The organism is Azospirillum sp. B2RO_4 (assembly GCF_051124815.1).
Taxonomy (GTDB): Bacteria; Pseudomonadota; Alphaproteobacteria; order Azospirillales; family Azospirillaceae; genus Azospirillum.
Genome location: NZ_CP118487.1, coordinates 287317 through 302500, shown reverse-complemented (window position 1 = coordinate 302500; position 15184 = coordinate 287317). Strand labels below are relative to the sequence as shown.

At 68.1% G+C, this 15184-nt stretch carries 11 protein-coding genes (1 of these 11 cut by a window edge); 3 read left to right on the top strand and 8 right to left on the bottom strand.

The annotated features are described in order from the left end of the window. A protein-coding gene (locus PWS46_RS19005) for a monovalent cation:proton antiporter-2 (CPA2) family protein (RefSeq protein ID WP_434622977.1) crosses the window boundary here: on the top strand, positions 1-756 show its 3' end. It extends 942 nt beyond the left edge of the window; 756 of the gene's 1698 nt are visible here — the last part of the coding sequence; its start codon lies off the left edge, out of view; it ends in the stop codon at positions 754-756. Positions 757-761: 5 nt separating this feature from the next. Here PWS46_RS19005 and PWS46_RS19000 read toward each other — a convergent pair whose 3' ends face one another. The 4 genes from PWS46_RS19000 to PWS46_RS18985 are packed head-to-tail and all read right to left on the bottom strand — an operon-like array spanning position 762 to position 4609. Next, positions 762-1799, bottom strand: a complete 1038-nt coding sequence (locus PWS46_RS19000; protein WP_434622976.1) for a sulfate/molybdate ABC transporter ATP-binding protein — start codon at positions 1797-1799, stop codon at positions 762-764. A gap of 28 nt (positions 1800-1827) precedes the next feature. Beyond that, complete coding sequence (cysW, locus tag PWS46_RS18995) at positions 1828-2679, bottom strand: sulfate ABC transporter permease subunit CysW (protein WP_434623029.1); 852 nt, start codon at positions 2677-2679, stop codon at positions 1828-1830. Positions 2680-2698: 19 nt separating this feature from the next. Next, entirely contained in the window at positions 2699-3598 is a 900-nt protein-coding gene (cysT, locus tag PWS46_RS18990) for a sulfate ABC transporter permease subunit CysT (protein WP_434622975.1), read from the bottom strand. Positions 3599-3601: 3 nt separating this feature from the next. Then, a complete protein-coding gene (locus tag PWS46_RS18985; protein ID WP_434622974.1) occupies positions 3602-4609 on the bottom strand; it encodes a sulfate ABC transporter substrate-binding protein in 1008 nt (335 codons plus the stop codon). Between the two features lie 638 nt (positions 4610-5247). On the opposite strand from PWS46_RS18985, the gene PWS46_RS18980 reads away from it, so the two are divergent. Together PWS46_RS18980 and PWS46_RS18975 are read left to right on the top strand one after the other, a co-directional pair. Next, positions 5248-6807, top strand: a complete 1560-nt coding sequence (locus tag PWS46_RS18980; protein ID WP_434622973.1) for a glycosyltransferase — start codon at positions 5248-5250, stop codon at positions 6805-6807. A gap of 3 nt (positions 6808-6810) precedes the next feature. Next, positions 6811-8046: a glycosyltransferase family protein gene (locus PWS46_RS18975; protein WP_434622972.1), complete on the top strand. Its 1236-nt coding sequence runs from the start codon at positions 6811-6813 to the stop codon at positions 8044-8046. Between the two features lie 6 nt (positions 8047-8052). On the opposite strand, the gene PWS46_RS18970 is transcribed toward PWS46_RS18975, so the two are convergent. The 4 genes from PWS46_RS18970 to PWS46_RS18955 form a co-directional block, all read right to left on the bottom strand. Next, positions 8053-11478, bottom strand: coding sequence for a DEAD/DEAH box helicase (locus PWS46_RS18970; RefSeq protein ID WP_434622971.1), 3426 nt, complete (start codon positions 11476-11478; stop codon positions 8053-8055). A 138-nt stretch (positions 11479-11616) separates the two neighbouring features. Next, positions 11617-12411, bottom strand: coding sequence for a hypothetical protein (locus tag PWS46_RS18965; RefSeq protein WP_434622970.1), 795 nt, complete (start codon positions 12409-12411; stop codon positions 11617-11619). A 42-nt stretch (positions 12412-12453) separates the two neighbouring features. Then, positions 12454-13641 carry a polysaccharide pyruvyl transferase family protein gene (locus tag PWS46_RS18960; RefSeq protein WP_434622969.1) on the bottom strand — a complete coding sequence of 396 codons (1188 nt, stop codon included), beginning with the start codon at positions 13639-13641 and terminating at the stop codon, positions 12454-12456. 197 nt (positions 13642-13838) lie between these two features. After that, positions 13839-15152 (bottom strand): glycosyltransferase family 4 protein, encoded by a 1314-nt coding sequence (locus PWS46_RS18955; RefSeq protein ID WP_434622968.1) that lies wholly within the window; start codon positions 15150-15152, stop codon positions 13839-13841. Positions 15153-15184 lie beyond the last annotated feature (32 nt).

The following is a 15184-nucleotide window of genomic DNA, read 5'->3' as shown; positions in this document are numbered from 1 at the left end:
TGCCGGCTGTCGGGGCTTGGGCTGGCGACCTCGCTCAGGATCGGGTTGCTGCTGTCGCAGGGCGGCGAGTTCGCCTTCGTCCTGATCGGCAAGGCAGTCGGCCTGTCGGTTCTGGACGGTCATACCGGCCTGCTGCTGTCTTCGTCGGTGGCGCTCAGCATGGCGGTGACGCCGGCGATCGGCGCGGTCGCCCAGCGCCTTGCCCAGCTGATCGAGGCGCGGATGGGGGCCGAGGCCTTCGGAATCGAAACCAGCGATCTGAAAAGCCATGTGCTGATCTGCGGCTACGGCCGCGTCGGCAAGGCGGTCGCAAGGCTGCTGACCGAGCACAACATCGCCTATGTGGCGCTGGACCTGGAGCCGCAGCGGATCGCCGCCGCCCGCCATGACGGGCTGCCGGTCTATTATGGCGACGCCAGCCAGGGGACCGTGCTTCGCGCCGCCGGGATCGAGCGGGCGCGGGCCGCCGTCATCACCCTGAACCGGCCGGATGCCGCACACCGTGCGGTGGAGGCGATCCACGCGACGGCGCCGAAGCTGCCGATCATCGCCCGTGCCCATGATCTGGGACAGAGCGCCACTCTGGCAGGAGCCGGCGCCAGCGCCATCGTGCCGGAGACGATGGAGGCCAGCCTGCAACTGGCCGGCCTCGTCCTGCGCAGCGCCGGCGTCGATTCCGCCGCCATCGACCTCAGCCTGAAATCCTACCGGGACGGCAATTACCGCGCCCTGGCCGAGCAGAAGCTGGCTGAATAAAGGTCCTACCGCGCGAACACCCGCGCCCGGTCGATGTGGACGGCACAGCGGTCGCCGGCGACGATGCCGAGCGTGGCGAGGCGCTCGCGGTCCATCTCGGCTTCCAGCGCCAGACCGGCGAGGTCGATGTCGATGCGGGCGTCCGGGCCGACGACATGGATGCCGGAGATGCGCGCGGGACCACCGGCGGCCGGTGTGACGCCGAGATCGTGCGGGCGCACATAGGCCACCGCCGGCCCCTGCACCCCGCCATCGGTCGCAATGGCGAGCGCGCCGCCGCCGACGCGGGCGACGCCGCCTTCCACCGTACAGTCGAGCCGGTTCACCTGCCCGAGGAATTCATAGACGAATGCTGAGGCGGGGTGATCGTAGACTTCCGCCGGGGTACCGATCTGCTCGATCCGGCCCTGGTTCATCACCACCACGCGGTCGGCAAGTTCAAGCGCCTCCTCCTGGTCGTGGGTGACGAAGACGGAGGTGACATGAATGTCGTCGTGCAGCTTGCGCAGCCAGCGCCGCAACTCCTTGCGAACCTTCGCGTCGAGCGCGCCGAAGGGCTCGTCGAGCAGCAGCACCTTCGGCTCGATGGCGAGCGCGCGGGCGAGCGCGACGCGCTGGCGCTGGCCGCCCGACAGTTGCGCAGGATAACGGCCGGCGAAGGGCGACAACTGCACCAGATCCAGCAGTTCGGTCACCCGCCGCCGGATCTCGGTTGAGCTTGGGCGCTGGCCGCGCGGCCGCACCTTCAGGCCGAAGGCGACATTCTCGAACACGGTCATGTGACGGAACAGGGCGTAATGCTGGAAAACGAAGCCGACCTGCCGGTCGCGCGGCTTCAGCCCCAGCGCCTCCTCCCCATTCAGCAGCAGGCCGCCGGCATCGGGACTTTCCAGCCCGGCCATGATGCGCAGCAGCGTGGTCTTGCCCGAACCGGAGGGACCGAGCAGGGCCAGAAGCTCCCCCGACCTCACCTCCAGATCGACGGAGTCGAGCGCGGTGAAATCGTTGAAGCGCTTGGTGATGCCTGAAACCTGGATCGCCATGGATTGCGTTTCCTCTGCCTGCCGGCGATCAGTGCCGGGTCGCCGCAAGCTCGTCCCCGAAGCGCCACTCCAGCGCGGTCTTCACGACCAGCGTGACCAGCGCCAGCATGGCCAGGAGCGAGGCGACCGCGAAGGCGGCGACGAAGTTGTATTCGTTGTAGAGAATCTCGACATGGAGCGGCATCGTGTTTGTCTCGCCCCGGATATGGCCGGAGACGACCGACACCGCGCCGAACTCGCCCATCGCGCGGGCGTTGCACAGCAGCACGCCGTAGAGCAGGCCCCATTTGATGTTGGGAATGGTCACCCGCCAGAAGGTCTGCCAGCCGGACGCGCCCAGCACCAGCGCGGCCTCCTCCTCGTCGGAGCCCTGCTCCTGCATCAGTGGGATCAGTTCGCGCGCCACGAAGGGGAAGGTGACGAAGATGGTGGCGAGCACCAGTCCCGGCACGGCGAAGATGATCTGGATGCCCATATCGCGCAGATAAACGCCGAACAGTCCGTTCAGGCCGAAGAGGAGGACGTAGATCAGGCCCGAGATCACCGGCGAAACCGAGAAAGGCAGGTCGATCAGTGTGATCAGCAGGTTCTTGCCGCGAAACTCGAACTTGGCGACGCACCAGGAGGCGGCGACGCCGAACAGCAGGTTGGCCGGCACCGAGATGGCGGCGACGATCAGCGTCAGTTCGATGGCGGCGACCGCGTCCGGTTCGGTCAGCGCCGTCCAATAGGCATCGAAGCCGTGGCGCAGCGCCTCCGCAAACACCGCCACCAGGGGCAACAGCAGGAACAGCGCCAGGAACAGCAGGGCACCGGAGATGAGAAGGATGCGGACCCAACCCGGTTCGCTCAGCGCCGAGCGCACAGGCGGAACGGGCATGCTGGTGCCGGTGACCGTATCAGCGGGCATGGCGCGACCTCATCCACTGCTGGAGGAGATTGAGGATCAGGAGCATGACGAAGGACACCCCCAGCATCGCGGTGCCGACCGCGGCGGCGCCGGCATAGTCGTACTGCTCCAGCTTGATGACGATCAGCAACGGCAGGATTTCCGTCAGGCCCGGCATGTTGCCGGCGATGAAAATGACGGAGCCGTATTCGCCGACACCGCGGGCAAAGGACAACGCGAAGCCGGTCACCAGCGCCGGCAGGATGGCCGGAAGGATGATGCCGCCGAAGGTCTGCAGGCGCGACGCGCCGAGCGAGGCCGCGGCCTCCTCCTCTTCCGGCGGCAGATCCTGAAGGATCGGCTGCACCGTGCGGACGACGAAGGGTAGACCGATGAAGGTCAGGGCAATGGCGATGCCGAGCGGGGTGAAGGCCACCTTCAGGCCGAACAGCTCGTCCAGCGGCCTGCCGATCCAGCCGTTCGGAGCGTAGAGCGCGCTGAGCGCGATGCCTGCCACCGCCGTCGGCAGGGCGAAGGGCAGATCGACCAGCGCATCCACCAGCCGCTTGCCGGGAAAGTCGTAGCGGACCAGCACCCAGGCGACCAGGAAGCCGAAGACGGCATTGGTCAGCGCGGCGGCGAAGGACAGCCCGAAACTGACCTGGAAGGCGGCCAGCACGCGCGGCGTGGTCACCGCCGCCCAGAATCCGCTCCAGCCGAGGCCGCTGGATTTGAAAATCAGGGCCGCCAGCGGCAGCAATACGATAAAGCCGAGGTAGCTGAGCGTGAAGCCGAGCGTCAGTCCGAAACCTGGAAGGACGCTGGGCTTGCGGAGGAGGGGCAGGGAGGCGCGGATCGTCACCGCGTTCTCCCGTCCGGCGGGGACGGCGCCGCTGCCGGCGGCGACCATGGGTCAGCGCCCCATCTGGAAGATCTGGTCGAAGACGCCGCCATCCGAGAAGTGCTTCTCCTGCGCAGCACGCCAGCCCCCGAACTGGTCGATGGTGACCAGCTTAACATCGGCGAAGCGTCCCGCATACTGGGCCGCCAGTTCCGGCGAGCGCGGGCGGTAGAAGTTTCGGGCCGCAATCTCCTGCCCTTCGCGGGTGTAGAGGAACTGCAGATAGGCCTCGGCCACCTTGCGGGTTCCCTTGCGGTCGACGACCTTGTCCACGACGGCGACCGGTGGTTCGGCCAGGATCGACAGGCTGGGCGTCACGATCTCGAATTTGTCGGCGCCGAATTCCTTCAACGAGAGGTATGCCTCGTTCTCCCACGCCAACAGGACATCGCCAATTCCGCGCTGGGTAAAGGTGACGGTGGAGCCACGGGCGCCGCTGTCCAGCATCGGAACATTCTTGAACAGCTTCGACACGAACTCCTTGGCCTTGGCCTCATCGTTGCCGTTGGCCTGCATGGCGTAGGCCCAGGCGGCCAGATAGTTCCAGCGCGCGCCGCCCGATGTCTTCGGGTTGGGGGTGATGACCTGCACGCCCGGCTTCACGAGATCGTTCCAGTCCTTGATCCCCTTTGGATTTCCCTTCTTAACCAGGAACACGATGGTCGACGTGTAGGGAGCGCTGTTGTTCGGCAGGCGGTTCTGCCAGTCCTTCGCCAACAGGCCGGCGTCGGCGATGGCGTCGATGTCATAGCCCAGCGCCAGGGTCACGACGTCCGCATCCAGCCCGTCGATGACCGACCGGGCCTGTTTGCCCGATCCGCCATGCGCCTGCCGCACAGTCAGGACGTGGCCGGTCTCCGCCTGCCAGGTCTTGGCAAAGGCCCTGTTGAACTCGACGTAAAATTCCCTGGTTGGATCATAGGATACGTTCAGCAGCGAGTCCTTGGAATCCGCGGCGGCGACACCCAACCAAGCCAGCGTCAGGCCGGCGGCGAGAAGAGTCAGACGACGAAGCGACATGGCAGAAGCCTCCTTCGGTGGCTGCCGATTTTCACTGTTATCTTTCGTGGTATACGGCTCTATTTTTCTATCTGATGCGTAGAGTTTGCATGCCGATGCGGTGCTTGGGAAGCGGTTTTTTGCATCCGGATGCGGGAAAACCGCGCGCCGCCGTCAACCCGTTGGCGTTACGGCGAAAAGTGACCGGGGGAACTCCGTTCGGCACGGCCCGGCCATTCCCATGCCGGACGAGGGATCATGATCGGAACCGGCAACTTTGCCGGCCACGCCCTGTTGAGTACCGACAGATCGAAACTGTCAGGAGCAAACACGATGGCTGGCCCTTTCCGGAAAGTGGGCACTGAACTCCCGAAGGCCGGCACCTCGCGGGGCATGGGGCGCCCCGCCATGTGGGGCATTCTGGGCATCCTTGCGGTTCTGGCCCTGCTGCTGCTGTTCTTCCCGACCTGGTAACGGCGGCCGGTCAACGTCGGCAAGACGAGGAGCGGTGACGACAATTTTTCCCGCCGCCGAAGGGAGCGGGCCGATTGCATTGACACCCGGCGGCGTCACTCCTATGGGTGGAAACGGATGCTGACCGAGTCCCGCCCGTCGAGGCGCCGCCGGCGGTCGTCGTGCCAACCGGGACCGTTCGAACGATGCATGCCTCCGACCGCCACGCCGCCACGCTGACCGACCTCATCGCCCGGCTGCAGGGTCCGGCCGGCACCGGGGAGGCCTTGAAGGCGATTTCGGAAAGCTGCGAAGCCGCGCGGGCGACCGGGCTGGGCCGCGATGTCGGGGCGATGGAGGCGCTGGACGCCGCGACCGCCAGCCTGGACCCGATCCTGCGGGAATCGGCGCTGGCGGCCGTGTCCGGCGACCTGCGGCGATACCTGCGCATTCTGGACATGCTGGACAATGTGCTGGATCTGGCATCGCTGGACGGGATCAACCAGATCTATTGGTCCATGCAGCGTCAGCTTTTCCTGATGCGCATGGACATGGCCACCGTGCCCGACTTCGTCACGGACCACCTGTTCGCCTTCTACGAACGCTTCCTGCGGCAGATCGCATTGCGTCTGGGGCTGACCCCGGCGGCAAGGCCGGCGGGGATGCCCGATACCGGACGGGTCGTCATCGTGACGAACCAGTTCCTGTCGGCCGAACACCAGCCGTCGCGCGACCTGCTGCTGCTGGCGGTGCGGCTCCAGCGCGACCTTGGCCGGACGGTCCTGGTGCTCAACACCAACATGATGCCGGACCGCTATTACAGCCCGTTCGTCCCACCCTTCGCCGCCGCGCTCGAAGAGAGGCTGTCGGGCGAGCAGACGGTCCGCTGCGGTGGCGAACGGATCCGCATGCTGTCGTCCACCGCGCCCGGCATCACGGCGGAGAAGCTGGGCGGCTTCCTGTCGGCGGTGGAGGCGTTCGACCCCGATATGGCGATCGCCTTCGGCGGCTCGGTGATCGTCTCCGACCTGCTGGAATGCGCGCGTCCGCTGATGTGCATCCCGACGACCAGCGGGCGGATCGTCTCGCTTGCCGACATCGTGCTGGATTTCGGCGGCCACGCGCCGCCGGCCGGCAATGGACGGCTCGCCCGGTCCTGGCGCCCGTCGCGCTTCGGCCTGTCGCTGCGCCGCAGCGGGGATACCGCGACGCGCGCCGAGTTCTCTCTGCCTGACTCCGCATTCGTCTGCGTCGTGGTCGGCAATCGCCTGGATGCCGAGGCGGACGGCGCGTTCCTGGGTCTGCTGGGGCGGATTCTGGACGCCGTGCCGCGGGCGCTGGTGCTGTTCGCCGGCGGGGTGGAGACTTTGCCCGGACGGCTGGCCATGGACGGGCATGCCGGGCGGCTGCGCAGCCTCGGCCATGTCGACAGGATGGAGGCGCTGATGTCGGTCTGCGACCTGTTCGTCAATCCGCGCCGCACCGGCGGCGGAGCGGGGGCGGCGCAGGCGATGGCGGGCGGCGTGCCGGTGCTGTCCTTCGACGGCGGCGATGTCGCCAGCGTGGCCGGCCCCTCCTTCCTGGTCACCGATGACGCGGCCTTCGTCGCCCGCGCCGCCGCTCTTGCCGGTGATCCCGTGCTGCTGGAAGAAGCGCGGCAGGAGGCCCGCGCCCGCTTCGCCGCGGTGGAGCGGGAGGGCGCCGACAACACACAGCTCTCCGCCTACATGGCCGAGGCGGCCGGCCTGTTCGCGGCGCGGAGATAGCGCATGCGCTTCCTGCTTTGCGGACAGGGCACGTCGGAAATCCTGTGGTCCATCCAGGCGGCTCTGGTCGATCTGGGGCACGAGTCCGTGCTGGCGTTGCCCGACATTTCGCAGGATGTGATCGACCGCCGCATCGACGTCCTGTTCGTGCTGAACCTGTTCGAGATCCCCAGGCCGACGGTGGAGATGCTGCGCGCCTACATCGCGCAGTTCGGTGGCCAACCGGGCAAGGGGCCGGCCATCGTCCACATCTGCCTGAAACACCCGCTGGAGGAGATCGGAGCCGCCACGACGGAGCAGATCCGCGACGCCGACCGCTGGATGGCCGACAACGACGTCACCATGTGGTGCATGTGCCAGGGATCGGCGGAACAGGCCATCCGCCTGGGGCTGAGCCGGGTCTTTCACGAGCCGCTGGGGGTTCATCGCACGATCTGCACCGCTCCGGCAGCGGACGGGACGGTGGACCTGTACAAGCGCTGGATGGCGCAGGACACGCCCGGACTGCGGCGCCACCCCTATGCCGCGATGAAGGGACAATCCGATGCCGGGGCCGAAGCTCCGGTGGGCGACCGTTTCCTCTATCTGGGGCAGGGCTGGCCGGAGCATCTGGAATCCGGACGCGCCCCGGCTTCCCCGGCGATCCAACGCGATGCGGAGGCGGTGGCTGCGGCAATGATGGAACAGCCGATGCTGCATCGGCTGCAGGCGATGGATCGCTGCGGGCTGACGGATCGGTCGGCAGATCCGGCCTGGACCCTGGAGTTCAACCGGGCCTTCACCATCGCCTTCGCCGTGGAGAACCGGCGCCGCTTCGCCGGCGCCCTGCGCCGGGGCTTCGGCGAGGGATTTTCGCTGTGGGGCAACGGGTGGGAACGGTTCGGCCTCGAAGCCGGCCCGGTGTCGGCGGCGCCGCGCAATGCCTACCCCACGGCGGCGGCCTGCCTGGATTTCGGCAGCCTCGCCTACGACACGGCGATCTTCCCGAGGACGCTGGAGATCGTCAAACGGAACGGGCTGCTGGTGAGCTGGCGTCACGCCGACACCGCCCGGCTGTTCGGACCCTATGAGGATGAACTGACCTTTACCGGAGAGGACGACGCCGTGCGCCTGCTCTCATCGCTTGCCGGCGACGCCGACCGCCGCGCGAGGTTGCGGTCGGCGTATCTGGAGCATTGCTTCGACGCCCTGGCCCTGACCGCCATCCTGCCGCGGGTGATCGGGCGCGCCTGCAACTGACCGGACCTATCCCCGCTTTCGCCGCTGCGCCTTGCGGACGATCGCCTCGATGCAGTCGAGCACGCGGGCCGCGTTGGCAAGCCGGCCATCGGCGTCCGGCGCCTCCACCGCGGCGGACAGCCGGTCGTCCTGGGCGCGCAGGAATCCCTTGGAGCGTTTCGCCAAGGTCACGGCCTTTGCCGCGGCGCGCTCGCCCCGCAAGGTGACGGCGACGCCAGCCGGGCCGCAGCCGAGCGACGCGATGCCCAGCGCCCGGCAGCGGCACCGAAGATCGGCGATGGCCAGCAGCCGCTCCACCGGGTCCGGCAGCGGGCCGAAGCGGTCCTCCATCTCCTCGCGCAGAGCGTCCAGTTCGCCCGCCTCGCGGGTGCGGGCGATGCGGCGGTGCAGGCCGATGCGCAGTTCCTCCTCCGGGATGTAGGCGGAGGGGATGCAGTGGGGAACCGCGACCGTCACTTCCGGGTCCCAGCGGTCGTCGGGCTGGCGGCGCAGCGCCCGCAGGGAGTCGGCCAGGATGCGCTGGTAGAGTTCGGTCCCCACCGCGCGCAGATGGCCGCTCTGGTCCTCGCCCAACAGGTCGCCCGCCCCGCGCTGATCGAGGTCGAGCATGCTCAGCACGAAGCCGCCGCCCAAACTCTCGATCACCTCCAGCGAGCCGAGCCGTCGGGCCGCCCGCTCCTCCAGCGGGTGGTCGGGATCGGTCAGCAGATAGGCGTAGCCCTGCACAGAGCCCCGCCCGACCCGGCCGCGCAGCTGGTGCAACTGGCCCAGCCCGAACAGGTCGGGGCGGAACAGCAGCAGCGTGTTGGCGCGCGGGATGTCGATGCCGGATTCGATGATCGGCGTCGCCAGCAGGATGTCGCTCGCGCCATCGACGAAGCCCATCACCGCATCGTCCAGCGCCGCCGCCCCCAGCCGGCCATGGGCGACCGCGATGCGGGCCGTCGGCACAAGCTCGCGGATCCACGCCTCCAATTCGCCGAGGTCGGCGATGCGCGGAGCGACGCAGAAGGCCTGCCCGCCGCGTCCCAATTCACGCAGCAGGGCGGCGCGGGCGGTGGCGGGGTCGCGCGGGGTGACGGCGGTGCGCACCGGGCGCCGCCGCGCCGGCGGCGTGTCGATGATGCTGAGCCCGCGCAGGCCCGCCAGGGCGCCTTGCAGGGTGCGCGGGATCGGCGTGGCGCTCAGTGCCAGACTGTGGACGCCCTTGGTCCGCCGCTTCAGCGCCTGCTTCTGGGCGGCTCCAAAGCGCTGTTCCTCATCCACCACCATCAGGCCGATTCGGTCGAACCGGACATCCTTGGACAGCAGGGCATGGGTGCCGATGACGATGTCCACCGACCCGTCGGCCAGCCCGGCACGCACCCGGTCGGCCTCGGGCTTGGTCATGGCGCCGGTCAGCGGCTCCACCGTCACGCCAAAGCCGGCGAAGCGGCGGCGGAACACATCCAGATGCTGGCGGGCGAGGACGGAGGTCGGTGCCATCACCGCCACCTGATGACCGGCAAACGCCACTGCCGCCGCCGCGCGCAAGGCCACCTCCGTCTTGCCGTACCCGACATCGGCGCAGACCAGATGATCCATCGGATGGCCCTGGCGCATGGCGTCGAGCACCGCCCGGACGGCACGCCGCTGCCCCTCGGTCGGATCGAAGCCGAAGCGGGCGCCGAAGCGGCGCATGCGGTCGGCCGGCGGGTCGATGACCGGCGCCACCTCGCGGGCGCGGCGGCGGGCCTCGCGCAGGATGCCCTTGGCGGTCTCGGCGATCTCCGCCTCCAGCACGGTGCGGCGCTCCAGCCAATGGGCGTTCTTCAGGCTGTCGAGCCTGGCCCCGGTGTCGGCGGAGCCATGGCGCCACAGCCGGTCGAAATCGGCGGTCGGCACCAGCAGCCGGTCGTCATGGGCATAATCAAGGACCAGGAAGTCGGCTGCCGAGTCCCCGCCGTCGCCATCGGCGGAGGCGATGGTTTCCAGCCCGATCAGCCGGCCGATGCCATAGTCGAGATGCACGACGAAGTCGCCGGTCGCCAGCTCCGACGGGGCCAGCGGCGGCCGGGTGGGCGCCTCCCCACTCCGCTCATCGCTATGGCGTGGCGCCACCAGAACGGTCATGCCGTCGCAGACGAAGCCGTCGGCACTCCGCAGCGGCAGCACGGCGCAGCCACCCGCCGCCAGCGGCGGGTCGGGCCAGCGGTCCAGACACGGCACCGGACGCCCCAAGACCGAAGACGCACGCTCTGCCAGCCGGTCGGCCTCGCCCGAGCCCGCGCCGGAGCGGGCGGCGACCAGCACCGCCCTGCCCTCGCCGACCAAGGCGCCAGCGCGCCGCAGCAGCGTGCGCTCGGTTCGCGCCGCCTCCACGGGGGCACCGGCTTTCACCTCCACCGGCAGCACGGAGCGGGCGGCCAGTTGCTCCTCCAGCGCGTCGGCATCGATCAGCCGGCGCTCCAGTGCGGGAACCGGCAGCAGGCAGGGATCGTCACGGCGGAAGCGCCGGTCCACACCCGCCTCGGCCAGATCGTCGGCCCGTGCCTCGATGCGGTCATGCGCACCGGCATCCATCACGACCAGCGCATCCGGCAACAGGTCGAGCAGCAGAGGGCAGTGGTCGAAGACATTGGGTAGCTGAAGGTCGAAGCCGTAGGGGCGCCGACCCTCCTCCAACTGCCGCCGCAGACTGTCCGGCAAGCCGGACCCAAGTCGGGCGAGGCCGGTGGCCAGCCGGTCGAGTATCTCCGGCCCGACGATCAGCTCGGTGACCGGCCCCAGCGTGATCGCGTCGATGGTCTCGGTCGACCGCTGGGAAACCGGATCATACAGGCGCAGGTCGCGCACGATACCATCGGCGATGTCGCAGCGGACGGGGCGGTCGCAGTCGCCGGGAAAGACCTCGACCACTGCGCCACGGATCGCCACCTCGCCGGGCTCATCCACCCGGTCGTCGAGCACATAGCCGGTGCGGCCGAACCAGTTGCGCCACGCCGTCTCGTCATAGGCCATTCCCCGCGTCAGGCGGAAGCGCCCGTCCGCCCAGGCGTCCGGCGGCGGGAGCCGTTGCAGGGCGAGATCGGCCGAGGCCACGACCAGTCGGCCGGCGGCGGGTCTTTCCCTTTCGGCAAGCCGCATCAGGCCGGCGGCACGGCGCCCCAGGACGGCCCGCGACGGCGCGGCACGGTCGCCGGCCGCCGTCTCGTCGATGGGCAGCAGAACGACATCGATGTCGGGGGAGAGGTCACCGGCCAATCGCGCCAGCCGGGTGGCGCGCGCGTCGCTGCGGGCGAGCACCAGGACACCGCCGGGCCGGCGGGCGAGCGCCGCCAGCCGAACCGCCAGTTCGCCTTCGCTCTGCACGGATAGTGTGGCGGGAGACGACGCCGGAACCGGGGGCGGCGCGTCGGGCGACGGATCGGCGACGGGAACTCCGTCAAGCATGATGGGCGTACATGGTGGGCAGGCTCCGCTCGATGGCACCGCACACCCTTCGGCAGGAAGGGCGGCGGGGCTGCGGAGGTTCAACACCGCCGGGTGCCCCGCGGTTGCTTACCCTTCAGTGTAGCGGAACCTTCCGGTTCAGTGCAGCACCAGCCAGCCGACCAGAACCGCCAGGAAGGCGCCGGCCGTCGACCCCAGCACGGTCAGCAGCGGCGACCAGCCCGCTCCGCCGGTCTTTTCCGCCGATGCGCTGTCCAGGCCACGCAGGCTCTGGTCCATCCGCATCAGGAACACCTCCAACCCGCCGACCCTCTCCGTCAGTTCCCGCACGGACTCGGCCAGAGCGTCGGATCGCTCGCCCTGGGCCGCTTCCAAACGGGCGGCGTCGGCGCGCAAGGCCGTCATCCCCTCGCTCGCATCGCGCAGCATTCGGCCGATGGTTTGCTGGGCGGCGGCAAGCTGGCGCTGGTCGCGGCGGAGCGCGTCGATCCGCTCGCCAATGCGCTGAAGATGCGGCGCCAGCAGGCGGTCGAGCCGCTGGTCTTCCGGGTTCGGCTGGGCAAAGGTCGCCGTCTCGCCGGTGGAGGGCGAGCGCACCACCGCCACCACCCGTGACGGGTCCGCCCCCTCCGGCAGGGTCACCTCCGCTTCGAAGGCATGGGCGCCGTCGCCGATGCCGCCGCCGGCCAGATCGGGCCGCGGCCGGTCGGCCGCCACCCGCGCCAGCGTTTCCGGCGGGCCGCCGTCCCGCTCCAGCCGCAACTCCACCTCCAGCCGGTCGGCCGGATGGTTGCCGTCCCAGGCCCAGCCGAACACACGGCCACCCTGCAGGGCGTCGATGTGACCGACGATGGCCGCCGCTTGCGGTGCGTCGATGGGATCGGCCACGGGGGTGGTCTCGCGCAGTTCGACGATTTTGGCGGTGGCGGACATGGGACCGGCTTCCGGTTGTTGTGCTGGAGAGGGCGTTCGCGCTTACGCCGCCTTGCGGTCGGTGGCGCGGCGCAGGGTGTGGCTGGGCATGCGGTGGGGGACGTAGTTCTCGTCCAGGAACTCCCGCATGTCGCGATAGCGCTGGTAGTAGGTGCGGTTGAATTTCTCGAACAGGCTCTGGTCCCAATATTCCTCAAGGACGAAGGGCTTGTCCGAATAGACGTTGTAGCAGGGGATCGCGAAGGTCTCCGCGAACTCCGCCGTGCGGCTGTCATAGCTGAAATAGACCGACGGCGTGGCGTTCGACAGAGCCATCAGGTTGCCGTGCAGGCGATAGCCCAGCACGAGGTCCTTCGACCGCACCAGATTCTCATAGTCGGCGACGACGTCCGAATACCACAGGCGTTCGCGGTACAGCGCGTCCATCTCGTCGTCGAAATACCACTGCTTCAACCAGGCACTGTCATGCAGGTGCGCCCAGGCCTCCACCTTCTGCTCCTCGGTTCCCCACAGTAGCTTCTTCTCCTCCACCTCGCCCTGCATCATCAGGACGGTGTCGAAGCGGCGGGAAATGTCCTTCACGAAGTCGCGGTGGCGCTCCAGATACTTGCGCACGTCCGGCGAATAATGCTTGGAGACCTCGCGGCGCATGGTGATGCCGACCTTGCGCACGCTGTCCAGCGCCGGAAGGTCGATGCGCAGTTCCGGGTCGCGGTTGCGGAAGGCGGTCGGGCAGCCGACGATGCGGGTGTTCTTGATGCCGAGGTCCCACAGCACTTCGGCGGTGTAGGTGCCGCGCACGCCCAGCGTCGTCGATTTGTCGGCGATCATCCGCCAGATGCGCTTGCTTTCCTCGGTCAGCGTCAGCTTGCCGGTGGCCGGCGCCTGGGCGCCGACGCCGAAGGCGATGACGGGAATGCGCAGCTTCGCCAGCACCTGGATGGTCGCCGCCGGCCAATCCATCGAGTCGTGGATGTAGTTGCTGCCACGCAGGAAGACATAGTCGTATTCCGCGTTGATCCGGTCGACCACCTCCTGCCGGAACTCGCGGATCTCCAGCACATCCAGCTTGTCGTAGGTCAGCAGCTTCAACGAGGAGTCGAAGACGAATGCGTCACCGATGTTGTGGTAGTGGTCGATGCTGCGCTGAATATCCTGGTAGCTGTACCAGCGCACGCAGTCGTGATCGTAGACTTCGCCCGACGGAATCATGACGAGGATGTTGGCCACGGCGGCTCTCCCTGAGTTGGGCAACAATAGGGGCGGACGACGCCCGGATCACTGCCGGGCTGAATCGAATATCCACGCAGGACTTGCAAGACGTATCCTGTGATTTTCATTCCAACGCTACCAAATTTTCCGGCCAATGTTGGAAATAAATCTGCTGTGTATTTTAAAATATCACAGGTCGTTCCAACATTCCCTAATCACGACCGCTGCGCCACTGCCCGCTCGGGCATCGAGGCCGCGGCCCCTCCTGCAGCCATCAGCGCGTCGAACACCTCCGCGTGCTGGCGGGCGCACTCGGCGCGGTCAATTGGGCGGCGGATGCGCAGGCGCAGGCGGTCCCACAGGTCGGGCGTGGTCAGCGCCTCCGTCATGCGGTCCACCAGATCCTCGACGCTGCCGTTGCGGAAATGCAGGCCATCGACACCGTGGGTCACCTTCTCCGCCATGCCGCCGATGTTGCTGGCGATGATCGGGCGGCCGTGCAGGAAGGCCTCTTGGATGACGACGGGGGAATTCTCCCACCAGATCGACGGGATGATCATCCAATCGACGTCCTTCATCAGCCCCGGCAACTCGGCGGAGCGGTAGCTGCCGTAGAAGCGCACCCGGTCCCCGGCCTTCTCCACCGCCTCGTTGAAACGCTTCTGATAAGCTTCCGGCTGGCGTTCCAGATTTCCGCCGAAGATCATCAGCGCACCGTCCTCGCCCCAGGCCTTTTCGGAGATGCGCGACACCGCCTCCACCAGCAGATGGGCGCCCTTGAACTCGGTCAGCTGGCCAAAGAAGGCGAAGCGGTTGCGCTTGCCGGCTCGGGTGACCGGACGCGGCGGGGCGATGCCCTCGATGGTCAGGCCGTTCTCGATCATGCGGAACTTCTCGCGCGGGAGACCCCAGTCGACATAGCGGTCGATCAGGAAGTTCGACGGGCTGACGTAGAAATCCGCCTGCTCCAGGAAGGTCTTCAGGAACAATTCGCGCTTGAAGAACTCCGCCTCGCCGATTTGCGGGAAGCAGCCGGCGCAGTCGGCCGGGCTGGCGCGGTAGCACAGCGTGTTGCGGCTGGTCTTCACCATCTGGCCATGGTGATGGCAGATCGACAGGTACTCGTGCAGCGTCACCACGATGGGCACGCGCGGCAGGGCCTGACGCACCGCCTGGATCGTCTCGATCCCCAGCCCGAGGAAATGGTGGAAGTTCACCACGTCCGGCTGTAGGTCGCGGACGTAACGGACGAAGTCCTTCTCCAGCCCCGGCAGGTTGCGGTTGGACAGGCGGAAATGGTCGTAGTCGTTGGCGTAATACAGCACCTCCCGCTCCTTCTGGCGCAGAGCCATCAGGGCGGAGCCGCGATGCTGGGCGATCGGCGGCGCCACGCGGGCCAGATAATGGCTTTCCCAGCCCGGCAGGTCGTGCAGGCCGTTGTGCAGGTTGTAGGAGGCGACCTCACCCCCGCCCAGCGAGAAGGAGGGGTGGCCATGGCTGATGATCAGCGCGCGCTTGGTCTTGCTCATCGGGTGACCGTCTGTCCTAAGCGGGGGTGGTG

Bases quoted from the DNA above. Each gene is read 5' to 3' on its own strand.
- PWS46_RS19000 (WP_434622976.1), bottom strand. From the start codon at position 1,799: ATGGCGATCCAGGTTTCAGGCATCACCAAGCGCTTCAACGATTTCACC.
- cysW (WP_434623029.1), bottom strand. From the start codon at position 2,679: ATGCCCGTTCCGCCTGTGCGCTCGGCGCTGAGCGAACCGGGTTGGGTC.
- cysT (WP_434622975.1), bottom strand. From the start codon at position 3,598: ATGGTCGCCGCCGGCAGCGGCGCCGTCCCCGCCGGACGGGAGAACGCG.
- PWS46_RS18985 (WP_434622974.1), bottom strand. From the start codon at position 4,609: ATGTCGCTTCGTCGTCTGACTCTTCTCGCCGCCGGCCTGACGCTGGCT.
- PWS46_RS18980 (WP_434622973.1), top strand. From the start codon at position 5,248: ATGCATGCCTCCGACCGCCACGCCGCCACGCTGACCGACCTCATCGCC.
- PWS46_RS18975 (WP_434622972.1), top strand. From the start codon at position 6,811: ATGCGCTTCCTGCTTTGCGGACAGGGCACGTCGGAAATCCTGTGGTCC.
- PWS46_RS18970 (WP_434622971.1), bottom strand. From the start codon at position 11,478: ATGCTTGACGGAGTTCCCGTCGCCGATCCGTCGCCCGACGCGCCGCCC.
- PWS46_RS18965 (WP_434622970.1), bottom strand. From the start codon at position 12,411: ATGTCCGCCACCGCCAAAATCGTCGAACTGCGCGAGACCACCCCCGTG.
- PWS46_RS18955 (WP_434622968.1), bottom strand. From the start codon at position 15,152: ATGAGCAAGACCAAGCGCGCGCTGATCATCAGCCATGGCCACCCCTCC.